This window comes from Pseudomonas sp. Irchel s3a12 (genome assembly GCF_900187485.1).
Taxonomy (GTDB): domain Bacteria; phylum Pseudomonadota; class Gammaproteobacteria; order Pseudomonadales; family Pseudomonadaceae; genus Aquipseudomonas; species Aquipseudomonas neuropathica.
This window is the reverse complement of sequence record NZ_FYDN01000011.1, coordinates 91287-113591: the sequence shown is the minus strand read 5'-3', so window position 1 is coordinate 113591 and position 22305 is coordinate 91287. Positions and strand designations below refer to the sequence as shown.

Genomic DNA, 22305 nt, shown 5'->3' with positions numbered 1-22305 from the left:
TTTTACGGCAGAACTGCCGAGTGATGGCTCGGCAGTTCTTCATATGACTACAGTGTCTTATGCTCAGAGTCCCTCGAAATGCCGCAGGACAATGGACTGTGCAGTGATTCTGGAATCAAGCAGGGTCGGGTCGTCAGCGTGAGTCAGCTTGCGATGCGCCGGCAGTTTCAGGTGGGCTCTTTCGAATTGGCGCAAGGGTCGGGTCGCCGAACGGTAATGGAAATGCACGTACCAGAGTAATTGCGCGGGCTCCTGTGTGAGGTTCCAGACCTCATATTCCTGCAGGTAGTTGGGGCGCCCCTGATGATCAGCCAGTTTTTGGATCGCAAGGGGTTTGCGGATCTCCACCGCGTTCTGTCCGATGAGGTCATCAAGCATGCCGTCGGTGGGCTTTTGACTGGTCATCGAGCGTTGGGTGCGCAAGGCGCGACCTTCGACGATCAGCTCGGCGGCCTGATCGCGCAATTGCTGGATGATCGGTTGCTCTGCCGACTTGGCAGCGATACCGTCGGCACGGGTGGTGAGTTCACTCGCCTGACTGTCAAGCATGTGTTGCAGGTCGACGGGCAGCATGCCGCGATTGGCGTTGCTCTGCACCGTGGCGCGGTAAGTGGCCACGTTCTCCAGACGTTGCTGTGCCTCAGTTACCAGGGTGGCCAGACTCAGCTCGGCGGGGGAGGGAACTGCCAGGTTTTGCGGGTTGGTCAGGCGCACGACGCCATCGGCGCCATGTTCCCAGATTTCTTCATAGCCTCTAATCCCGGTACTTCTGTATTGACGGGCGTTGGTCAGGTTATCCCATTGCTCCACGCCATGGCGCAATTGGTTGTCATCCGTGATGAACACGCGCTGCAGGGGTTGCCCCGCGACCCTCGGCTCGGGTGGCCTGTTGATAGCGGCACGCGCTCGATCCGCCAGGCGATCAACGCCTTCCAGCAAGGGCTCGACTACGCCCAGATGAAAGAATTGCGGATAGCTGGCGGTCCATACCGCCATCTCGCGCCGATACTCGACGCAAGCGTCGATGCTTTCCTGAAGAATGCGATTACGTTGGGCGGTCGTGTTCTGCATGTTCGGCAAGTCGTACTGGCGGTACAGATGCAGATCGATTCTGTTGCGCAGGGGCTCTGCCATCGTCACAAAATAGCGCCACGAGGCATCGTCGGGGCTGCCGGCTTTTCTGACGATTTCCAAGCGTTGGGAGGTTTTCAGGTACAGCAGGATGGGTTCACTGTGACGGCTGTTAATGTTATCGACCAGCGCCGACATTTCCGGCCGGTCTTTAGCCAGCATGCGATCATACCAGTGATGGACCTGGTCCCTGAGTTCGCCCAACTGATCGAGCTGATTGACGATCTCGACACGAAACCTGTGTATGTCTTCAATGTGTTTCAAACGTTCAGCCACAGCATCACCCGGCAGCGCATTGTGTAGCTGCTTCAATCGGTTGATTGCTCGTGTTGTGCCATGAATTTTATGCGACAGGTGGAAGGCGCGTCGCTGGTAACGATCAGTCAACAGCCATGCGGTCTTGCCTCGCATTTGGGCGACAGTCCTGTGTTTTCTGCCTTGGGTCAACGCAGTCAACTCGGTCAACGCCTCATAACGTTGCCTGGCCAGTTGGATATCGCCAATGCATGCGGCTTCGGCCGTTGGCAACATGGTCAGGCGTTGCGCTTCCGTGGCTTCGGCGTAGGCATTGATCACCTGGTCACTTTTCGCTCCCCTGAGTTGCAATTGGCGGCCCAAATTGTTTGCGGTGGCGGCCAGTTGATGGTGGCGGCGGAAGTTTCGATCTACCAGCCAGCGCGGCAGGTGTTGCCGAATCACCGACGGCCAGTAAGGGTCGAGTGTATCGACCAGGCGCCCGCCGACATTGCCACCCCCCACCACGCCACCTTCAAGGGCTGTGCCATAGACGCCAAACCAGGTGTCCCATTGCCCGCTTTCATCCAGTGCGATCGGCTGCTTGTAGGTTTTTCGCGAGTTGCCGGACAGACGCCAGCTGCGCGAATCCCGGCTCAGCTCTACTTGGTAGACGCGGCCCTGACGCTCGATGAAGTCGCCGTCGGCAAGCCGGTAGATCCCGCGGTAGAGGCCGTGGCTGGCCGGTTTTGTGCCACCCAGGGAAATCGGCTTTTCATAGTCGTAATCCTTGAAGCGCGCCAGCACATGTCGGGCGTGGCGCTGCGACTTGACCTGCAGTGTCGCCACATCGCGCACCACCGCGTGCAGCTGACGCGCCCGTGTCAACGCGCGGGTCGTCCGGGAGGGCGTCGAGGCCGCGGCTTCACCCGGGAGCAGATCCATGAAGGCGTCGATCAGCGACAGCAGCATTGACTCGATTTCAACCAGACCGTCAGCCACGTCACCACGCAAGAACGCGGCGGCTGCCTGATTGGCAGCGGTCCAGGCCTGATAGAGGGCCAGCACACTGCCGACGAAGGGCACCATGCCCAAGGCCATTTTGATGTAGTTGAAGGCGCGCGGGCCTTTCAGGGCGTAGCGCTCGAAGAACAGTTCATCGTTGGAGCGCGACGTGCCGCGATGGGCCTCGATCAAGCGTCCCATGTGCGCATCGAGCAGGTGTGCGGCCAGCGAGGTACTGGCCGGCCAGCGCACTCCGACTTCGATGATCGCATCGAAGTTTTTTTCCACGGCCTGACCGATTCGGTTGACATGGGCCCTGACGTTACCTTGCAACGTTCTGTGCGCCAGGTACTCGATCCACTTGTCACTTGCGCACAAGGTGAACAGTCCTTTGCGCGCCGCTTCGAGCGTGTCGTAGCGGCGCAAGAACTGCCCGTCGTGGCTGTCCGGCAGGTACAGCAGAGTGACGCCGCTGATCTGCTCTTCGATGAAGCTGACGCCGGACAGGGTCACCGGGCCTTCGCCGGGGGTGTCCTTGCCGCCGACTTTCAGCGACACCGGCAACAGCACAAGACGCTTGCCGCTGGCTTGCCACGCCTGTGGGGTGTCGGCGTCGATGGCGATGTTCAGCAGCGCCGCTTCATCAGCGCTGAGGTGTTTTTGCAGGCGTGCATTTTCGCTCTGTATTTTCAGCATCAGGCGCCACGGCTCGATCAGGCTTTCCCGGCGATGTTGTTTGACGAATGCTGACTCGCTGGCGGCGCCCTGGAAGGCGTCACGGATCTTCTGCTCATAGGCTTTGGGCAGGTCCAGCTCCGGCAGAACCTTGCGCAGATAGGTCAGGTTGATGCCGTTGAGCAGGCGCGTCCGATCCTTTTTATGCGTCGCGGTGATTTCCAGACGCAAGAAGATCAAGCGTTGTGACAGCGAGTCATTGAGCACCGATTGCACGTTATCGATATTGAGCTGGGCCAGGTCCTCCAGTGACATTTTGCTGAGTGCTTTGCTGGGCACAATGGTTGTGATCTTTCTGACGCCACCCGGCCCCGACTCCGGGACCTGTTCGGTTTTGGTCGAGTCGGGCAGTTCGACTTGTATGGAAAAGTCGCCCTCAAGGGAAAAGTCCCTGCGCAATCGGGCGTGCAGATGGCGGCGGGTGAAGTCATCACGAGGTTCCAGGGCGAGGGTCATGAGGGCGTGGCTTTGACGCATCGCCGCGACGTACGCCTCGATGTTCTGTTTCAGCGCGCTACGCTCGTTTTCCTTGAGTTTGACCAGCCAGCCCGGCAGGTTGCCGGCGAGGGTGCCGCTGCGTTGCTGTTCCTGCAGATGAGTGAAAGCCAGGTGTCTGGCGGCGTGCAGCGGAACCTGAAGATTGGCGAGGCAGCCCTGGCGCAGAACCTCCAGCGCGTCAGCCTGTTCGGGTTTGCCGCGCAGGGGTGTGGCTTTCGCTTCGAAGTCGCTCACCAGCGCGTTGAGGCAATAAAGCAACGGGTCGGTGGTGATCGGACTCAGTTGCAGGGCCAGGTCGTTGTCGTCGTCGAGAATCCTGAACACCTCGCGCGCCAGTGTCCGGCGATCGGCAAAGCGTTGCAGGCCACCGCCATTGCCCGGCCAGTAGAGCATCAGACTGGAAGTGTCCGAGAGTGCCGCCTGGCGTCCGATGACGAGTGCGCCCTTGAGCACTTCGCTTTGCGTTGTCGTGACCCCGTCCTTGGTTTCGCTCAGTGACAAGGTCAGGCTGGCCGCCGTGATATCCGTGTCACGCTCGGCCGCGACGGGGGGGGCCAGCACGGCCTTGAGCAGATCGTGTTCGGCGCTGTCAAGTTGGCCAAGGTTTGCTTGCAGTCTGCCTTCGGCATACAGGCCGTCCCGGTGTGCCTGACGCAGGGCACTGAGGGCGGTGTTGAAGGTATTCGCGTCGAGGGCCGTTTCGCGGTAAAGCAGGGTTGTGGCAGCGGTCGCGCCAGTTTGTTCGGCGGCTTCCAGCGCTTTGAGGGCGTCCTGGCATTCTCGGTATCGAGAGCCGTCGCTGTCATTGGCCTGCAAGCGCTCAAGCGCCTCGCGTTGGCGTTTGAGCGCCGCGTGGCGCACCGCCAGTGGAATCCCGGCGGACAGGCTGCCGAACAGCGGTGTTTCGTCGGTCTCGACATCGCTGGCGGAATTGAGCGGTTTTGGCGGCGCCGCCACGATGATCGCGCTGCTGCGCTGATGATCAATCAGGTCGACATGCACCAGTGAGCGCGCGCCATGCGCCCTGAGCCCGGGATGGCCTTTGTTGGTATTGCTCAAGGCGTCGAGCTGCGCGTGGTGACGGTCGGCGAACAGATCGCTGGCGCCAGTGACCATCGGGTCAAGCGCTGTGCTGTAGTCAACGCGAAGGATTTTCTTGGGCAGTCCGGTGGGGATCTGTACCTCGCTGGTCAGCCACGTCTGCATGTCTGCGCGGGTGGTGAAGGCCTGGATCGATATGGCGTTTCCGGGCAGATAAAGCAAAGGCGCCGCCGTGGCCAAATTGCCGACGCTGACGACCCATGCACCGGGGAGTTTGATTTTGCTGTCGTTGCTCAGCACCAGGGCCAACTTTTCCGTGTGCACAGGTTGACCCTCGATTGTCAGCGCGCCAGCACCTGAATCAATGATCAGTTGCAGCGTTTTGAGTTGTGCCGGGGTAATCGTCTGATGGGCGAGAGCCATGTGCGCAGTGGCTTCGAAATGCTCGCGGTAAAGCTGCGTGGCGCGGCTACGTCGCGACACCGGTGTGCGCGGCGCTCGCGCGTCCCAGAATTCTGCCCAGCGAATCTCGTGGCTTTTGCGTGGGTCGAGGGCTTTGAGTTTTTCCAGGAGCTGCAGGGGCTTCAGGGTGGCTAACAGATGGCCCGCGCGGATACCGGTGAGGACACAACGCTGATCCAGATCGGTTTCCAGTGTCGGGTGTTGAACGACAAAGGCACAGGCGTCGGTGAGGCTGACGATGTGCTCCGGCTGGTCAGCGGTGGCCGCAAAGCGCAGTCCGGTCTTTTCGCCGTCTAGTTGCAGTTGTTGGCGCAGCAATTCATTGACGCTGTCGCGCAGGGCCGGGCTGGCGGCAAACAAATCGCGCAAACCCTCGCTGCTGGCGCGCCAGCGTTGGCAAGCCTGCAGCAGGAGGCTGTCATCAATCGTTTTCGGTAGCTGTTCGACGGTCTCGGGCAACGGTGACGGTGCGGGGAGCTCATCCAGAATAAGGCGCTCGAGCATGGTGGTGTGACTCGCATTGGCGGGGCGGGGAATCCGTCCCTGAGCGGGTCATTCAAGAGAAATCGCGCAAGGCGATGGCGGTACATAGATATTGTTTGCAACCACCGCCCATGACCATTCGGCACTCTTCATCAAACTGTCATCGAAGTGTGGCAGCGCGCTTGAACAAACTTCATCAGACTCGCGCTCTACTGGGGTTCTGCGTTTCGGTGTTTTTCATGGTCAAGGGTTTTGTATCGGTCGCGGCTGTTCTGGTCGCGATTTTTTTCGGATCGTCGTCTTGGGCGGCGGCGCGTTGCGACGTCAATGTGCCGACCGAGCACGTTGATCTGCAGCAGGTGAGCCTGGCTTACCAGAGCATTGGTCGCGCGTCGGATCCGGCGTTGTTGCTGGTCATGGGCTTGGGTGGACAGTTGATCCACTGGCCGGACGAAGTAGTGGTTGCGCTGTGTCAGCAGGGTTTTCGGGTGATTCGCTATGACAACCGCGACGTCGGTCTGTCGACCTGGCGGCAGGCGCCGGCTGACGCCAATCTGACCTTCGAAGTGCTGCGCTACAAGCTCGGTCTGCCGGTGGCAGCGCCTTACAGCCTGACCGACATGGCAGACGACGCGCTGGGCTTGATGGACGCGTTGCACGTCGAGCAATTCCACGTGCTGGGCGCGAGCATGGGCGGGATGATTGCCCAGCACATGGCGGCGATGGCACCGCAGCGGGTCGAGAGTCTGACATTGATCATGACCACCTCGGGCGCCGAAGGTCTGCCGGCACCCAGCGCGGCGCTGGTGCAGTTGTTGTCGCGTCGCGGCGCACCGAATCGACAGGTGGCGCTGGAACAGCAGGCTGATCTGCTGGCCGCGCTGGGCAGCCCGGCGGTCACCGATGATCGCCAGGTCTTGCTGCATCAGGCTGCGCTGTCGTATGACCGCGCGTTCAATCCCGAAGGCGTGAAGCGGCAGATCATGGCGATTCTTGCCGAGCCGAGCCGGGTGGCATTGCTCAATCAGTTGCGGGTACCGACGCTGGTGGTGCATGGCACGGCGGATCCGTTGTTGCCGGTGATGCACGGGGTTCATCTGGCGGCGCATATTCGCGGCAGCCAGTTGAAACTGATTCCGGGGTTGGCGCATCGCTTTCAAGAGGCGTTCAAGGAGCCGTTGCTGGCGGCGGTGCTGCCGTATTTGCAGGCGCATCGTGAAGACACTTCGCATTGGGCGCAGATTGAGCCGGTGGTGGGCGGGAATCTGCTGTAATCGAGGTATTTGTATCGCCTGAGCGGGCCTCTTCGCGAGCAGGCTCGCTCCCACAGGGGAACGCATTCCAAGGGTGGGAGCGAGCCTGCTCGCGAAGGGGCCACTACGGTCACCAAAAAATCCGGAGCAGGTGTATCGTGCAAATTTTCCCGCACGATTTCCCCCCGCGAGGTGTGTGATGAGTTCTGCCTTGAAAATCGATTTTGTCAGCGACGTCTCCTGCCCCTGGTGTGTCGTCGGTTTGCGTGGCCTGTTACAGGCACTGGAGATCCTACGCAACGAAGTGCAGGCCGAGATCCGTTTTCAGCCGTTCGAACTCAATCCGAAAATGGGCGCAGACGGGCAGAACATCGCTGAGCACATTCAAGAGAAGTACGGCTCGACCCCGGAGCAATCGCAGAAAAATCGCGAAGCCATTCGTGCCCGTGGCGCTGAACTCGGGTTTGCATTTCGCACTGACGGCAACAGCCGTATCTACAACACTTTTGATGCGCACCGCTTGCTGCACTGGGCCGGGCTCGAAGGTGTGCAACTGTTGTTGAAAGAGGCGCTGTTCAAGGCGTATTTCAGCGATGGCGGCAATCCGTCGGATCATCGGCAACTGGTGCAGATTGCGGAAAGTGTCGGGCTCGATCGTCAGCGAGCCGAGGCGATTCTGGCGTCCGACGAGTTTGCCGATGAGGTGCGTGAAGAAGAGCAATTGTGGTTGCAGCGCGGGGTGAGTTCGGTGCCGACCGTGGTGTTCAACGGGCACTACGCGGTGACGGGTGGGCAACCGGTGGAGACGTTTGTCGGGGCGATCCGGCAGATTATGGCTGACGCCCGGGGTGGTGCCGTCAACTGAAAAGCTAAAAGCCCCTCACCCTAGCCCTCTCCCTGAGGGAGAGGGGACTGATTGGGGGATGCTGGAGTGATACGCCGACGTGAACGTGCTGTACCGAATCCATAATCGACTGGATCTTTCAGGTCGATGCAGCTTGCAAGACACCTCGGTCGGCCCCCTCTCCCGGAGGGAGAGGGCTGGGGTGAGGGTGGCTTTTGCACTTAGCCGTGCAGGCGCACCCACACAGTCACCAACACCGTGGCGGCCATCAACCAGGCCACCGCCGCCACCGCCAGCGATGCCTCCAGCCGCAGCCGATCCACCATCACATACAACGTCGCCAGATAGATGAAGTACGGAATGATCGACCACATGCCGAACACAATCGTGGTCTTCAAATCCTCAATTGAACGCCCCTTGCCGACGATGTAATGCGCAATCAGCGCAAACGTCGGAAACAGCGGCACCAATCCGGCGATGTAGTAGTTTTTGGTTTTCGACAGCGCCGCGATGATCAGTACTACCGCGGCGCCCAACAGGGCTTTGAAAAACAGATCCACATCGTTCTCGCTTAATGGCTCAGACCGTATTTTTTCACTTTGTCGAACAGCGTGGTCTTGGCCATGCCCAATTCCAGGCTGGCCTGAGTCAGGTTACCGCCGCTGCGTTGCAGGGCGTCGCTGAGCAGGTTGCGCTCGAAGGCTTCCACCGCTTCGGCAAACGCCAGGCCTTGGCCGCCAGCGCTGGTGCCGGACTTCTTGAACGCCGGCAAACCGAGGGCAAAACGTTCGGCGACGTTGCGCAATTCACGCACGTTGCCCGGCCAATCATGGCTCATCAGGTTCGACAGGGTCTGGTTGTCCAGCTCCGGCAGTGCGCGGTCGAAGCGCAGTGCTGATTGCTGGGTGAAGTGTTCGAACAGTTGCAGGATGTCTTCGCGGCGCTCGCGCAATGGCGGCAGTTCCAGGGTCACGACGTTGAGGCGGTAGTACAGGTCGCTGCGAAACTCGCCAGCCTTGCTCGCTTCGTCGAGGTCGGATTTGGTTGCTGCGATCACCCGGCAATCCACGGCCACGCTCTGGTTCGAGCCGAGACGTTCGAGGGTGCGCTCCTGCAACACGCGCAGCAGTTTGATCTGCAATGGCAGCGGCATGCTTTCCACTTCGTCGAGGAACAGCGTGCCGCCGTCGGCGTGTTCGATCTTGCCGATACGGCGTTTGCCGGCACCGGTAAAGGCGTTGGCCTCGTGGCCGAAAATCTCGCTTTCGAAAAGGTTTTCCGGCAGACCGCCGCAGTTCAACGCGACGAATTGCTTGCTGTGGCGACGACTGAAATCGTGCAGGCAGCGGGCGACCAGTTCCTTACCGGTGCCGGTCTCGCCTTCGATCAGCACGTTGGCCGAAGTGTCGGCGACGTTGGCAATCAGTTCGCGCAGGTTCTGCATCGCCGGCGAGCGGCCAATGATCCGCCCTTCAAGGGAGTCGCGCTCGGCCAGTTGCCGGCGCAGCGATGAGACTTCGCGGGCGAGGCTGCGTTGCTCCAGTGCCCGCCGTGCGACGTCGACCAGGCGCTCCGGCGAGAACGGTTTTTCCATGAAGTCATAGGCGCCTTTCTGCATCGCGCCGACGGCCATGGAAATGTCGCCGTGGCCGGTGATCAACACCACCGGCAGGCTGCGATCACGTTGCTTGAGGCGGGTCAGCAGTTCGAGGCCATCGATGCCCGGCAGGCGAATGTCGCTGATGACGATGCCGGCAAAGTTGTCGCCGACGCGCTCCAGCGCTTCTTCTGCACTGCCGACGCCGACACAGGGAATGTCTTCGAGGGTCAGCGCCTGTTGGCAGCCGAGCAGCACATGGGGGTCGTCTTCGACGATCAGCACACTAAGGTCGTGGTTCATATTGGCTCGGCAGGAGTAGGGCTTACCAACGGTAAACTGAGGACGAAGGTGGTGCCACCGCTGGCCGGGTGTTCGACACCCAGATGCCCGCCGGTGGCGGCGGCGAGGCTGGCGGAAAGGGTCAGGCCAAGGCCCAGGCCTTGTTCGCCGGGTTTGGTGGTGAAGAACGGTTCGAACAGATGCTTGCGCGCTTCAGCGTCGATGCCGTGACCGTTGTCACGTACACGCAGGCGATATTTGGCGTTGAATTCTTCACCCTCCAGCCACAGCTCGGGCAGGGGTTGCGCCTGCATGGCGTCGAGGGCATTGCCGATCAGGTTGACCAGAATCTGTTCGAGGCGGGTCTGGTCGATCTGCACCTGGACATCGATGAACTGGCGGTGAATGTTGACCGCCGAACTCTCCAGGCGTGCACCGAGCAATTGCAGCGCGGCCTCCACGGCTTTGCCGAGGCTGGCCTGGCCCTGGTTGTCACCGCGCCGGGCGAACGAACGCAGGCTGGCGGTGATCCGGCCCATGCGGTCGATCAGCTCGTTGATGGTTTTCAGATTGGTGCTGGCGACATCCAGTTGGCCCCGTTCGAGGAAGCGCACGGTGTTGCCCGACAGCGTACGCATCGCCGCCAGCGGCTGATTCAATTCGTGAGCGATGCTGGTCGACATCTGACCGATGGCGGCGAGCTTGCCAGCCTGCACCAGTTCATCCTGCGCACGGCGCAACGTCTCTTCGGCCTGACGCCGTTCGCGGATCTGGCTCTTCAGGCGCTCGTTGCTGGCGCGCAGATCAGTGGTGCGTTCGGTAATCCGACGCTCCAGTTGATTGTTGGCTTCCTGCAAGGCTTCGCGGGCGGCGAGACGGGTGGCGATGACCTTGCGTCGCTCGTTCCAGGCGATCAACAGGAATGCCACCAGCGCAAACGCGACGGCGACCAGAATCCCTTGGTTGATGGCTTCGCGGCGCAGGTCCTGCAACGGCGTGAGCAGGGTGAAGTTCCACGGTGTGTCGCTCAGTGGCCGGGTCTGTGCCAGATAGCTGATGTCGTCATCGTCGGAGCGCACTTCGCTGTTGGCGGGGAAGGTCAGTTTTTCCACGCCTTCGGACAGGGTTTCCCGGGCCAGCGGTTGCAGTTCGTTGAGCGGGAACCAGTAGTACTGCAGGCTGCGGGCGAGTTTTTCTTTGATTTCGTCGGTGAGCGGGATCACTGACTTGAGGCGTCGAGCCGGATCGCTGGAGAGAATGATGATGCCGTTCTCATCGCTGACAAAGGCTTCTAGACGCGCGCGTTGCCAGCGTTCTTCCATGGCTTCCAGGCGCACTTTGACCACGGCGACGCCGATGATCTTGCCATGCTCTTCGAGGCCGTGGGCGAGGTAATAGCCGGGCTCACCGTTGGTGCTGCCGATGCCGTAGAAACGCCCCGACTCACCGCGTACGGCTTTCTGGAAATAGGCGCGGAAGGACAGGTCTTCACCGAGATAACTGTCGACATCGCGCCAGTTGCTGGTGGCCATGACACGGCCGGTGGTGTCCATCACGTAGATGGCCCGACTGCGACTGCGCCGGTTCAGGCCTTCAAGGTAATCGTTGACCGTTCGCCGGTGTTCCGGGGTCGGGTCGGCCAGCAACTGCGACACACTGGTTTCGAGTTCCAACAGGCTGGGCAGGTAGGTGTATTTGCTGATTTCGCTTTCGACGGCGCGGGCGTTCAGTTCGAGCTGACGCTGGCCGTTTTCGCCGAGGCTGCGAATGCCGAAATGCTCACTGGTCCAGAAGCCGGCGTAACCCAACCCGATCATCAGGACGATGACCAGTGGCGGCAGGAACAGATGACGAATCAGACGAGGCTTCACGGCAAGTGATGGCGGCGCGGCGCGATAGAGATTGGGGTCGCATTTCATCACAGTTGCCTTGGGTCAACCACCACACTTGTTGCAAGGGCAGCGCCGGCCCTTGTGGGAGCGAGCCTGCTCGCGAAAACGGACTGACATTCAACATCCAGGCTGAATGTAATGGCCTCTTCGCGAGCAGGCTCGCTCCCACAGGGATGGAGCAATGCCCCGGCAGGTGTGTTGCTTTTAGTGCTGCAGGATTTTCTCGAGGAAGTGCTGCGCGCGTTCGGAGCGGGCGCTGATGTCGCCGAAGAACTCCTCTTTCGGGCAGTCTTCGATGATCTTGCCGGCGTCCATGAAGATCACCCGGTCAGCCACTTTGCGCGCAAAGCCCATTTCGTGGGTCACGCACATCATGGTCATGCCTTCGTGGGCCAGTTGCACCATCACGTCGAGCACTTCGTTGACCATCTCCGGGTCGAGCGCCGAGGTCGGTTCGTCGAACAGCATGACGATCGGGTCCATCGCCAGCGCACGGGCAATCGCCACACGCTGTTGCTGACCACCGGAGAGTTGCCCCGGATGCTTGTGGGCGTGAGCGGACAGACCGACGCGCTCGAGCAGTTGCAGGCCCTTCTTGGTCGCCTCTTCCTTGCTGCGGCCCAATACCTTGATCTGCGCGATGGTCAGGTTTTCGGTGATGGTCAGGTGCGGGAACAGTTCGAAATGCTGGAACACCATGCCCACGCGCGAGCGCAGTTTCGGCAGGTTGGTCTTCGAGTCGGCAATCGAGGTGCCGTCGACGACGATGTCGCCTTTCTGGAACGGCTCCAGCGCGTTGACGCATTTGATCAGGGTCGATTTGCCGGAACCCGACGGGCCGCAGACCACGATCACTTCGCCTTTTTTGACCTCGGTGCTGCAATCAGTCAGCACCTGGAAGTCCCCATACCACTTGTTGATGTTCTTGATAGAGATCATACGGCGAACCTTTTTTGCAGACGCTTGACCAGCAGCGAGGCGGAAAAGCTGATGATGAAGTAGACGACACCGGCGAAGATCAGGAACTCGTTGGATCGACCGATGATGTCGCCGCTGGAGCGGGCGGAGTTGAGGAAGTCCACCAGGCCCACGGTGTAGACCAGCGAGGTGTCCTGAAACAGGATGATCGACTGTTGCAGCAGCAACGGGGTCATCTTGCGGAACGCCTGGGGCAGGATGATCAGACGCATGGTCTGGCCATAGGTCATGCCCATCGCTTGTGCGGCGGCCATCTGGCCTTTGGGGATCGACTGCACACCGGCGCGGACGATTTCGCAGAAGTACGCGGCTTCGAACATCATGAAGGCCACGACGCAGGAGGTGAACGCCCCGATTGGCGTGTCTTCACCGGTGATCCAGCGCAGTACGAACGGCACCGCCAGGTAGAACCAGGTGATCACCAGCAGCAGCGGGATCGAACGGAAGTAGTTCACATAAGCGCCGGCCACCCGCGACAGCAGTTTGCTCGACGACAGGCGCATCAGTGCGAGGATGGTCCCCAGCACGATGCCGCCGACCACGCCCATGACCATCAACTGCAAGGTCATGACCATGCCGTTCCACAGGCCCGGAATGGCGGGGATGATGCCGCTGAAATCGAAGTCCATTATTTACCCCCCACGGAGATCAGGCCGGGCACTGCGACTTTCTTCTCGACCATGCGCATCAGCAACATCAGGCTCATGTTCAGGGTGAAGTAGATCAGCGTGGCCAAGGTGAAGGCTTCAAACAGGTTGGCCGAGAATTCGGCGGTCTGTTTGGTTTGCGCCAGCAGTTCCATCAGGCCGATCAGGGACGCCACGGAGGAGTTCTTGAAGACGTTGAGGAATTCCGAGGTAAGCGGCGGAATGATGATCCGGTAGGCCTGGGGCAGCAGCACGTTCCAGTAGATCTGCGGCAGCTTGAATCCCATGGCGCGCGCGGCGGATTCCTGGCCGCGTGGCAGCGCCTGAATGCCAGTACGCACTTGCTCGCAGACACGGGCGGCGGTGAACAGGCCCAGGCACACGACAACGCTCAGGTAAGCCGAGGTGGTCGGGTTGAGGTCCTGTTTGTACCAGTCCTGCAGGTTTTGCGGCAGCAGGTCGGGCACCAGGAAGTACCAGATGAACAGTTGCACCAGCAGCGGCACGTTACGGAACAGCTCGACGTAGCAGGTCGCGATGCCCGATACGATGCGGTTTGGCACCGTGCGCATGACCCCCAGAATGGAGCCCAGCAGCAAGGCGATGATCCATGCCACGATGGCGATGGCAATGGTCCAGCCCAGGCCGGAGATGTACCAGTCGAGATAAGTCTCGCTGCCAACGCCGGTGGACTTGAAGAACACGCCCCAGTCCCAGTTGTAATTCATTAGGGTCTCCCCTCGAGATCGATCGATGTACAAGCACCCGCTTGGGGAAGATCCTTTCCCGCCTGACGTTGAACGTCAGGCACACGCGATCGGCTCGGAAACCGCCAGGTCGAGTGTTCCACAGTGAAGCCAGCAGGTAGTAACAAACGCCTGAGGGAGGGTCGCCCCCTCAGGAGACAAGGTTAGTCAGGAATCAGATTTTTACGTCAGGCGCCGGCTTGTCGCTCGGGTTGGCGATCAGATCTTTTACCTTGTCGCTCATCGGGAAGTTCAGGTTCAGGCCTTTTGGCGGGATCGGGCTCTCGAACCACTTGCTGTAGATCTTGTTGATCTCGCCGGACTTGTACAGGCCGACAATGGCGGCATCGACGGCTTTCTTGAAGGCCGGGTCGTCTTTACGAACCATGCACGCGTAGGCTTCGAAGGACTGCGGCGTACCGGTGATGATCCAGTCAGTCGGCTTCTTGGCCTTGGCTTCTTCGCCGGCCAGCAGGGCGTCGTCCATCATGAAGGCTACGGCGCGGCCGCTTTCCAGCATGTTGAAGGATTCGCCGTGGTCTTTGGCGGAGATGATGTTCATGCCCATCTGCTTGTCGGCGTTCATCGCTTTGATGATGCGCTCGGACGTGGTGCCGGCGGTGGTCACGACGTTTTTGCCTTTCAGGTCGGCAAAGTCAGCGTAGGACGGCTTGCCATCCTTGTCTTTCTTGACCAGCAGACGGGTGCCGATTTCGAAGATGTTGACGGTGAAGTCGACTTGCTGGGCGCGTTCGGCGTTGTTGGTGGTGGAGCCGCACTCGATATCCGCGGTACCGTTCTGGATCAGCGGGATACGGGTTTGCGAGGTTACCAGGTTGTATTTGACCTGCAGGTCTGGCTTGTTCAGGTCTTTTTTCAGGGCTTCAACGATGGCCACTTGAATGTCGTGGGAGTAGCCCACTGGTTTGCCGGAAGCATCCGCGATGTAGGAAAACGGAATGGAGCTGTCGCGGTGAGCGAGCGTGATGGTGCCCGAATCGTTGATTTTCTTCAGGGTGCCGGTGAGTTCGGCGGCGAAAACTGGCGTGCTGATCAGAGCGGCCGCAATGGCTGCGCCCAGGATATGGGGAACGATGCGCATCAAATTTTCCTCGAATTGTTTTTTTTATGGAGCCAGTTCGTCGGCCCTTTTGTGCTTCGAATGCCTGACGGCTCCTGAAGTGTTGGCACAACAAGCATTCGTCGAGAGAGTGTAGAGCATGACTCGTGCCAGACCAGGGAGATGTACTTAACTTGATGATTTATAACGTTATTAAAGTTTTGTGATGGTTTGTTTTGGCATAACTGATCCGGTTTACCGAATCGACCGGGAAGTCGCGTTCGGAAAACCGAACGATCAAAAGCCCCTCACCCTAGCCCTCCCGAAACGTCGGACCGCCCAGAGGGAGAGGGGACTGAACGCGGCGACTGGGCGAGATGCACCGACCTGAGATACCGAGTCGAACTCAGAATTTGAACCTCATGAAGATCGGCTCCCTTCCCCCTCTACCCCCCTGGGGGAGAGGGCTGGGGTGAGGGGGAAACGATCAAACTGACACAATCAAATTTTGCAGAGCCCACAAAACAAAAAGCCCCTGAATCTCTCAATTCAGGGGCTTTCGTTTAAAGCGATGTTCACATCACGCCGCTTCAATCTTGCTACGGTTCTGCTCGACCTTGCCTAGGTACGCCGCCAGTTTCTCCTGCTCGGCCGGAGTGGTGAACAGGCCCAGCTTGCTGCGGCGCCACAGAATGTCGTGGGCCGTGGTTGCCCACTCTTCGCTGCACAGGTAATCGACTTCGCGGGTGTAGAGCCCGCCGCCGATGTGTTCGCCCATGTCCGCGAGGCTTTCCACACCTTCAAGCATGCGCCAGGTCCGGCTGCCGTAGGTGGTGGCCCAGCGGCGGGCGATCTCGGTCGGTACGAAGTCGAACTTGTCGCGGATCTGCGCGCACAAGGCTTGCGGGGTGGTCATGTCCTCGCCGCCAGGCAGGGTAGCGGTGGCGGTCCAGCTCGGGCGCATCTGGGTGAAGAACGGCATCAACTGCGCCATCGCCGATTCGGCGAGCTTGCGGTAGGTGGTCAGCTTGCCGCCGAACACCGACAACAGCGGTGCCTCTTCAGTGCTGCCCGACAAGGCCAGGGTGTAATCACGGGTGACGGCCGACGGGTTGTCGGATTCGTCGTTGCACAGTGGGCGTACGCCCGAGTAGCTGTGCTGGATGTCGTCACGGCTGATCTGCTGCTTGAAGTGGGCGTTGACCACTTTCAACAGGTAGTCGGTTTCGGCGTCGGTGATTGCCACTTTCGCCGGATCACCGGTGTACTCACGATCAGTGGTGCCGATCAGGGTGAAGTGGTTCAGGTACGGAATGGTGAAGACGATGCGCTGATCTTCGTTTTGCAGAATGTGCGCGTGATCGCCTTCATACAACTTCGGCACGATGATGTGGCTGCCCTGGATCAAACGGATGCCGTAAGGCGATTCCATCTTCAGGTCGTCACGAATGAACTTGGCAACCCACGGGCCGGCGGCGTTCACCAGCGCTTTGGCGGTGATTGAAAACAGGCTGCCGTCGGCTCGTTCCAGATGCAGGTGCCACAGGCCTTTGGTGCGACGGGCGCTGACGCACCGGGTCTGAGTGTGCACGTGGGCACCTTTTTCGCGGGCGGCCATGGCGTTGAGTACCACGAGGCGGGCGTCGTCGACCCAGCAGTCGGAGTATTCGAAGCCTTTCTTGATTTCGCTTTTCAGTGCGCTGTCGGCACCAAACTTGAGGCTTTTCGAACCTGGCAGTTTTTCGCGCTTGCCGAGGTTGTCATAGAGGAACAGGCCAGCGCGGATCATCCATGCCGGGCGCAGGTGTGGACGGTGCGGCAACACGAAGCGCATCGGTTTGACGATATGCGGCGCCTTGGCCAGCAACACTTCGCGCTCAGCCAGCGCTTCACGTACCAGACGAAATTCGTAATGTTCGAGGTAGCGCAGGCCGCCGTGGATCAGCTTGCTGCTGGCCGACGAGGTGTGGCTGGCCAGATCGTCTTTTTCGCAAAGGAACACCGAAAGCCCACGACCGGCGGCATCCGCTGCGATCCCCACGCCATTGATCCCGCCGCCAATGACAGCGATGTCGTAGATCTCGGAGAGAGGGGGCGTACGCAAGGTAGAGGTGGACATCGGCTGGCCTCGGGTTCTTTTGATTTTCTATATTGGAAATCGAACATGAATGTTCATTTGCGAAAATGGTAGCCCATAAACACGCGCACAGCCAGTCACGTTCGATTGAAAAAACTCATCGAAGGGCGAGTAAAAGAAAATATTCGAACATTTACGGGCAGATCGTTCCCATGCGCAGCAAAGGAATGCATCCATCGACGCTCTGCGTCGGCTTTGAGGTGGGACGCAGAGCGTCCCGGGCTGCATTCCCACGCGGAGCGTGGGAACAAGTAACTAGACGACTTCCAGGCGAATCTTGTGCTGACTCAACAACTGCGCCAGCGCCGGCACCGGCTGCTGATCCGTTACCAGGCAATCGATCAGGCTGATCGGCCCCAGGCGAATCATCGCATTACGCCCGAATTTGCTGGAGTCCGCCGCCAGAATCACCTGCCGCGCATTGGCAATGATCGCCTGCGACACCCGCACTTCCTGATAATCGAAATCCAGCAAGCTACCGTCTTCATCAATACCGCTGATCCCGACCAGGGCGAAATCAACTTTGAACTGATTAATGAAATCCACGCTCGCCTGACCGACCACGCCGCCATCACGGCGCACATTGCCGCCGGTCAGCAGCACATCGAAATCATCCTTGGCACTGAGCATCGACGCCACATGCAGGTTGTTGGTGATGATCTTCAGATGATTGTGGTTGAGCAGGGCGCGGGCAATCGATTCGGTGGTGGTGCCGATATTGATGAACAGCGAGGCGTGATCGGGGATCTGGGCGGCGATGGCTTCACCGATGCGTTGTTTTTCATCGCGCATCTGGTCGGCGCGCATTGCATAGGCAGTGTTTTCGACGCTGGAATCGTAGGCTGCGCCGCCATGGTAGCGACGCAACAGATTGGCTTCCGCGAGCTGATTGATGTCGCGGCGGATGGTTTGCGGGGTAACAACGAACAGCGTGGCCATTTCCTCGATGCTCACATAGCCGCGTTCGCGGACCAGCTCGAGGATTTGCTGCTGACGGGGAGGCAGATTCATGGGGCTTCCTTTGGGCTGCCGTGCAAAATTTGCCCATGATGCCGCACGAATCCGCTCCCGACCAGTTAGATGCCTATCTAGATCTGAAGGTTGGCTTATTCAGCGTCTTCACGCGCCCAGTCACGGGTGCGGCTGACGGCTTTTTTCCAGCCTTTGTACAGCTTCTCTTTCTCGGTTTCGTCCAGGCTCGGTTCAAACTCACGCTCGATCACCGCTTTACCACGCAGTTCGTCCAGGCTGCCCCAGAAACCGCACGCCAGACCGGCCAGATACGCGGCGCCAAGTGCAGTGGTTTCGCGCATTTGCGGACGCTCGACCTGAGTGCCGAGGATGTCGGCCTGGAACTGCATGAGGAAGTTGTTCGCCACGGCGCCGCCGTCCACGCGCAGGGCTTTGAGGCGTTCGCCGGAGTCTTGCTGCATGGCGTCGAGCACGTCGCGAGTCTGGTAAGCGATCGACTCCAGTGCGGCGCGGATGATGTGATCCACGCGCACGCCGCGAGTCAGGCCGAACAGCGCGCCACGGGCATACGGGTCCCAGTACGGCGCGCCCAGACCGGTGAAGGCCGGCACCAGGTACACGCCGTTGCTGTCCTTCACTTTATTGGCGAAGTATTCGGTGTCGTGGGCGTCGTTGATGATTTTCAGTTCATCGCGCAGCCACTGCACGGTCGAACCGCCGTTGAACACCGCGCCTTCCAGTGCGTAAGCGACTTCGCCACGCGGGCCGCAAGCGATGGTGGTGAGCATGCCGTGTTGGGATTTCACCGCTTTGTCGCCAGTGTTCATCAGCAGGAAGCAGCCGGTGCCGTAGGTGTTTTTCGCCTGACCCGGCTCCACGCACATCTGGCCGAACAATGCGGCTTGCTGGTCACCGGCGATACCGCCGATGGCAATGCCGCTCTTGGTACGACCGTAGATTTCCGAAGAAGCCTTCACTTCCGGAAGCATCTCGCGCGGGATGTCGAGGATTTCCAGCATCTTCGAATCCCATTCCAGCGAATGGATATTGAAGAGCATGGTGCGCGAGGCGTTGGTGTAGTCGGTGACGTGCACCTTGCCGCCGGTGAATTTCCAGATCAGCCAGCTATCGACGGTGCCGAACAGCAGCTCGCCGTTGCGCGCTCGCTCGCGGCTGCCTTCGACGTTGTCGAGGATCCACTTCAGTTTGGTGCCGGAGAAGTACGGGTCGGTGACCAGACCGGTGTTGTCGCGGATGTAGTCTTCGTGGCCATCGCGCTTGAGCTGCTGGCAGATCTCGGTGCTGCGGCGGCACTGCCAGACGATGGCGTTGTACACCGGGCGGCCGGTGGTCTTGTCCCAGACCACGGTGGTTTCACGCTGGTTGGTGATGCCGATGGCAGCCACCTGATCGTGATGCAGCCCAGCCTGGGCCAGCGCTTCAACCATCACCGCGCTCTGGGTGGCGAAGATTTCCATCGGGTCGTGTTCAACCCAACCGGCTTGCGGGTAATGCTGGGCGAATTCGCGCTGCGCGGTGCAGACCACGTTCGCGTCGCGGTCGAAAATGATCGCGCGGGAGCTGGTCGTACCCTGATCGAGGGCAATGATGTAGTTCTTATTCTGAATGTCGGTCATGTCGATTGCCTTGGACGAAATAAGGGAGAGTGGGCCGTGGCGCAGGCTCTATAGGGCAGGAGCCGGTGCCGACTGTTTCAAGAAGTTCTTGGTTTGCCGTCAATGGCCGGTTCTGCATCCTTTGTAGCAGGTGTGGCGCCGGTCAGGTGACGGGCGATGAGCCCGCGATACCCGGCAGCGCCGAGGCAGGCACCGACAATCGGTGCAAAAATCGGAATCAGGAAATACGGAATATCACGGTCGCCAGTGAAGGAAATTTCACCCCAGCCGGCGAAGAAAGTCATCAGTTTCGGACCGAAGTCACGCGCCGGGTTCATGGCGAAACCGGTCAACGGCCCCATCGAACTGCCGATCACCGCGATCAGCAAGCCGATCAGCAGCGGTGCCAGCGGGCCTTTCGGCAGGCCGTTGTTGTCATCGGTCAGGGACATGATCACGCCCATCAGGATCGCGGTGATGATCATCTCGACCAGGAATGCCTGGGCGGTGGACAGCACCGGGTTCGGGAAGGTCGAAAACACCGAGGCCAATTCAAGGCTGGCGGCCGAGCCGCGGACCATTTGGTGAGTTTGTTCGTAATCGAAGAAAAGATTGCTGTACAGCGTGTAAACCAGCAGCGCGCCGCAGAAGGCGCCGGCGATCTGGGCAAGAATATAGAACGGCAGTTTGCGCTTTTCAAAGTCGGCGAAGATCGCCAGGGCGATGCTCACGGCCGGGTTCAGGTGCGCGCCGGAAACTCCGGCGGTGAGGTAGATCGCCATGCTCACGCCGACGCCCCAGATGATGCTGATTTCCCACAGGCCGAAGCTGGCACCCGCGACTTTGAGCGCGGCGACACAGCCGGTGCCGAAAAAGATCAGAAGAGCAGTACCCAGAAACTCGGCCATGCATTGGCTTGAGAGCGTTGGTTGCTGTAAAGCAGTTGTCATTGAAAACCTCGTTTTTGTTGTTGTCTGGCGCGTTTGCCAACAGGGCAAGGCGCGATTTTCCCCGAGTAGGAATCCCCATTCCGTTCCCGGTTTACTGCTGGGTGTCGCTGTGACGACAATTCTTACATTATTCAGATTCGAAAAAATATAGACAAGAAACAAACCTGTCAAAGGTCGAAAGTGAACCATCGGTCACAATAAAACTATTCGCTGGGTGAATGATCCTTTGTGGCCCAGGTGCGACAACGTGCGCTGAATGTCTGCGAGCCGCGGGAATCGTGGCTTGGGATAGAGCCTTTTGGAGGCTGATCACCTAGAATCCGGCGGAGGTTTTTTTTGCCATTGCCGAACCTGGAGCTGCCATGACCCCTGCGTTGGACTTGTTGAAAAAAGTTCGTGCCGAACATCGCGTGCACAGTTACGAACATGACCCGAAGGCCGCGTCCTATGGCCTTGAGGCCGCAGAGAAGCTGGCACTTGAACCGGCACAGGTGTTTAAAACCCTGCTCGCGGCCAGTGAAAAAGGCGAGTTGCTGGTGGCGGTGGTGCCGGTCGTCGGAAGCCTCGACCTCAAAGGTCTGGCCCATGCCGCTGGCGTAAAAAAAGTCGAGATGGCTGACCCGGCAGCCGCTCAGCGCTCCACCGGTTATCTGTTGGGCGGCATCAGCCCGTTGGGGCAGAAGAAGCGCCTGCGTACCTTTATCGACAACTCGGCTCAGGGTTTTGCGACTATTTATGTCAGCGCCGGTCGGCGTGGCCTGGAAGTGGAACTGGCGCCCGCGGTGCTCGCCGAACACACCCAGGCCAAATTTGCCGACATCGGCCGTCCTTAGTCATTAATGCTGTATGTAAAAAATTGACTGGTTCTGTCACTGGCGCTGATCACGGCGTGGCTGCATCCTCCGCCGACTGACCCAGGGAGAAAGTTATGCAGCTCGAGTTTCATCAGGTCGACGCGTTCAGTGATCGGCCGTTCAGTGGTAATCCGGCGATGGTTTATCGGCTGGAGACGTGGCTCGCGGATGAGCTGATGCAGAAGATCGCCGCCGAACACAATCTGGCGGAAACTGCGTTTCTGGTGCGCGAAGGTCAGGCTTGGCATATCCGCTGGTTTACCCCGACCACTGAAGTGCCGTTGTGCGGGCACGCCACGTTGGCCAGTGCTTATGTGCTGTTCGAGATCTACAAGGAAAGCGCCGAGCGTATCGACTTTACCTGTAAATCCGGTCCGCTGAGCGTCACGCGGGAAGGTGATCGGTTGTGGCTGGATTTCCCGTCGATCATGCCGTCTGAGATTGGTGTGACTGTCGACGTTGAGCGGGCGCTGGGGGTCGAGGCGGTGGATGTGCTCGGCTCCAACGAACTGTTTGTGGTGCTGGAGTCGGAGCAGGCGGTGCTCGATTGCAAACCGGACATGGTCGCGCTGGCCAAATTGCCGTGGCTGGGCGCTATCGTCACGGCGCGGGGTAATCAACACGATTTCGTCTCGCGCTATTTTGCACCGGCGATCGGCATCAATGAGGACCCGGTGACCGGTTCGACGCATTGCAGCCTGATTCCGTATTGGTCCAAGCGTCTGGGCAAGTCGAGCCTGACCGCGTATCAGCGATCGGCGCGGGGTGGGGAGTTGTTTTGTCGGCTGGAGGGTGAGCGAGTGAAGATTGGCGGCAATGCGACGCTGGTTGCGAGCGGCACCCTGATCCTCGGTTAAAAGCTAAAAGATCGCAGCCTTCGGCAGCTCC

At 59.7% G+C, this 22305-nt stretch carries 16 protein-coding genes; 4 read left to right on the top strand and 12 right to left on the bottom strand.

Annotation, left to right across the window (positions count from 1 at the left end; all coding sequences use genetic code 11):
- Positions 1 to 63: 63 nt before the first annotated feature.
- Positions 64 to 5610: a dermonecrotic toxin domain-containing protein gene (locus tag CKW14_RS19350; protein WP_095125876.1), complete on the bottom strand. Its 5547-nt coding sequence runs from the start codon at positions 5608 to 5610 to the stop codon at positions 64 to 66.
- 218 nt (positions 5611 to 5828) lie between these two features.
- Between CKW14_RS19350 and CKW14_RS19345 the strand changes: the two genes are divergently transcribed.
- The gene (locus tag CKW14_RS19345) at positions 5829 to 6863 is read left to right on the top strand and encodes an alpha/beta fold hydrolase (protein ID WP_095048301.1); all 1035 of its coding nucleotides are present in this window, start codon (positions 5829 to 5831) and stop codon (positions 6861 to 6863) included.
- Positions 6864 to 7041: 178 nt separating this feature from the next.
- On the top strand, positions 7042 to 7707 hold the full coding sequence (locus tag CKW14_RS19340) for a DsbA family oxidoreductase (protein WP_095125875.1): 666 nt from the start codon (positions 7042 to 7044) through the stop codon (positions 7705 to 7707).
- Positions 7708 to 7907: 200 nt separating this feature from the next.
- On the opposite strand, the gene CKW14_RS19335 is transcribed toward CKW14_RS19340, so the two are convergent.
- From CKW14_RS19335 to CKW14_RS19285, 11 genes are all read right to left on the bottom strand, one after another.
- Entirely contained in the window at positions 7908 to 8246 is a 339-nt protein-coding gene (locus tag CKW14_RS19335; RefSeq protein ID WP_095125874.1) for a GlpM family protein, read from the bottom strand.
- An 11-nt stretch (positions 8247 to 8257) separates the two neighbouring features.
- Positions 8258 to 9586 (bottom strand): sigma-54 dependent transcriptional regulator, encoded by a 1329-nt coding sequence (locus CKW14_RS19330; RefSeq protein WP_095048298.1) that lies wholly within the window; start codon positions 9584 to 9586, stop codon positions 8258 to 8260.
- Complete coding sequence (locus CKW14_RS19325) at positions 9583 to 11484, bottom strand: sensor histidine kinase (RefSeq protein ID WP_095048297.1); 1902 nt, start codon at positions 11482 to 11484, stop codon at positions 9583 to 9585. The genes CKW14_RS19330 and CKW14_RS19325 overlap by 4 nt, the downstream gene beginning before the upstream one ends.
- Before the next feature lie 177 nt (positions 11485 to 11661).
- The gene (locus tag CKW14_RS19320) at positions 11662 to 12396 is read right to left on the bottom strand and encodes an amino acid ABC transporter ATP-binding protein (RefSeq protein WP_007963947.1); all 735 of its coding nucleotides are present in this window, start codon (positions 12394 to 12396) and stop codon (positions 11662 to 11664) included.
- The gene (locus CKW14_RS19315) at positions 12393 to 13064 is read right to left on the bottom strand and encodes an amino acid ABC transporter permease (protein ID WP_003227756.1); all 672 of its coding nucleotides are present in this window, start codon (positions 13062 to 13064) and stop codon (positions 12393 to 12395) included. Before CKW14_RS19315 ends, CKW14_RS19320 begins: the two co-directional genes overlap by 4 nt.
- Entirely contained in the window at positions 13064 to 13810 is a 747-nt protein-coding gene (locus CKW14_RS19310; protein WP_095048296.1) for an amino acid ABC transporter permease, read from the bottom strand. Before CKW14_RS19310 ends, CKW14_RS19315 begins: the two co-directional genes overlap by 1 nt.
- A gap of 193 nt (positions 13811 to 14003) precedes the next feature.
- The gene (locus CKW14_RS19305) at positions 14004 to 14930 is read right to left on the bottom strand and encodes a glutamate/aspartate ABC transporter substrate-binding protein (RefSeq protein WP_095048295.1); all 927 of its coding nucleotides are present in this window, start codon (positions 14928 to 14930) and stop codon (positions 14004 to 14006) included.
- A 538-nt stretch (positions 14931 to 15468) separates the two neighbouring features.
- Positions 15469 to 17007, bottom strand: coding sequence for a glycerol-3-phosphate dehydrogenase (glpD, locus tag CKW14_RS19300; RefSeq protein ID WP_095048294.1), 1539 nt, complete (start codon positions 17005 to 17007; stop codon positions 15469 to 15471).
- Between the two features lie 273 nt (positions 17008 to 17280).
- Positions 17281 to 18036: a DeoR/GlpR family transcriptional regulator gene (locus tag CKW14_RS19295; RefSeq protein WP_007916700.1), complete on the bottom strand. Its 756-nt coding sequence runs from the start codon at positions 18034 to 18036 to the stop codon at positions 17281 to 17283.
- Between the two features lie 95 nt (positions 18037 to 18131).
- Positions 18132 to 19634 carry a glycerol kinase GlpK gene (glpK, locus tag CKW14_RS19290; protein WP_093430586.1) on the bottom strand — a complete coding sequence of 501 codons (1503 nt, stop codon included), beginning with the start codon at positions 19632 to 19634 and terminating at the stop codon, positions 18132 to 18134.
- Positions 19635 to 19711: 77 nt separating this feature from the next.
- Positions 19712 to 20563 carry an MIP/aquaporin family protein gene (locus CKW14_RS19285; RefSeq protein ID WP_095125873.1) on the bottom strand — a complete coding sequence of 284 codons (852 nt, stop codon included), beginning with the start codon at positions 20561 to 20563 and terminating at the stop codon, positions 19712 to 19714.
- Between the two features lie 362 nt (positions 20564 to 20925).
- Here CKW14_RS19285 and ybaK point away from each other — a divergent pair, with 362 nt between their 5' ends.
- Positions 20926 to 21396 carry a Cys-tRNA(Pro) deacylase gene (gene ybaK, locus CKW14_RS19280; RefSeq protein ID WP_090285884.1) on the top strand — a complete coding sequence of 157 codons (471 nt, stop codon included), beginning with the start codon at positions 20926 to 20928 and terminating at the stop codon, positions 21394 to 21396.
- A 95-nt stretch (positions 21397 to 21491) separates the two neighbouring features.
- A complete protein-coding gene (locus tag CKW14_RS19275; protein ID WP_095048293.1) occupies positions 21492 to 22274 on the top strand; it encodes a PhzF family phenazine biosynthesis protein in 783 nt (260 codons plus the stop codon).
- Positions 22275 to 22305: the final 31 nt, after the last annotated feature.

What these genes read in the sequence shown, in the direction of transcription:
- CKW14_RS19350 (WP_095125876.1), bottom strand. Translation starts at nt 5,610, where the DNA reads ATGCTCGAGCGCCTTATTCTGGATGAGCTCCCCGCACCGTCACCGTTG.
- CKW14_RS19345 (WP_095048301.1), top strand. Translation starts at nt 5,829, where the DNA reads ATGGTCAAGGGTTTTGTATCGGTCGCGGCTGTTCTGGTCGCGATTTTT.
- CKW14_RS19340 (WP_095125875.1), top strand. Translation starts at nt 7,042, where the DNA reads ATGAGTTCTGCCTTGAAAATCGATTTTGTCAGCGACGTCTCCTGCCCC.
- CKW14_RS19330 (WP_095048298.1), bottom strand. Translation starts at nt 9,586, where the DNA reads ATGAACCACGACCTTAGTGTGCTGATCGTCGAAGACGACCCCCATGTG.
- CKW14_RS19325 (WP_095048297.1), bottom strand. Translation starts at nt 11,484, where the DNA reads ATGAAATGCGACCCCAATCTCTATCGCGCCGCGCCGCCATCACTTGCC.
- CKW14_RS19320 (WP_007963947.1), bottom strand. Translation starts at nt 12,396, where the DNA reads ATGATCTCTATCAAGAACATCAACAAGTGGTATGGGGACTTCCAGGTG.
- CKW14_RS19315 (WP_003227756.1), bottom strand. Translation starts at nt 13,064, where the DNA reads ATGGACTTCGATTTCAGCGGCATCATCCCCGCCATTCCGGGCCTGTGG.
- CKW14_RS19310 (WP_095048296.1), bottom strand. Translation starts at nt 13,810, where the DNA reads ATGAATTACAACTGGGACTGGGGCGTGTTCTTCAAGTCCACCGGCGTT.
- CKW14_RS19305 (WP_095048295.1), bottom strand. Translation starts at nt 14,930, where the DNA reads ATGCGCATCGTTCCCCATATCCTGGGCGCAGCCATTGCGGCCGCTCTG.
- glpD (WP_095048294.1), bottom strand. Translation starts at nt 17,007, where the DNA reads ATGTCCACCTCTACCTTGCGTACGCCCCCTCTCTCCGAGATCTACGAC.
- CKW14_RS19295 (WP_007916700.1), bottom strand. Translation starts at nt 18,036, where the DNA reads ATGAATCTGCCTCCCCGTCAGCAGCAAATCCTCGAGCTGGTCCGCGAA.
- glpK (WP_093430586.1), bottom strand. Translation starts at nt 19,634, where the DNA reads ATGACCGACATTCAGAATAAGAACTACATCATTGCCCTCGATCAGGGT.
- CKW14_RS19285 (WP_095125873.1), bottom strand. Translation starts at nt 20,563, where the DNA reads ATGACAACTGCTTTACAGCAACCAACGCTCTCAAGCCAATGCATGGCC.
- ybaK (WP_090285884.1), top strand. Translation starts at nt 20,926, where the DNA reads ATGACCCCTGCGTTGGACTTGTTGAAAAAAGTTCGTGCCGAACATCGC.
- CKW14_RS19275 (WP_095048293.1), top strand. Translation starts at nt 21,492, where the DNA reads ATGCAGCTCGAGTTTCATCAGGTCGACGCGTTCAGTGATCGGCCGTTC.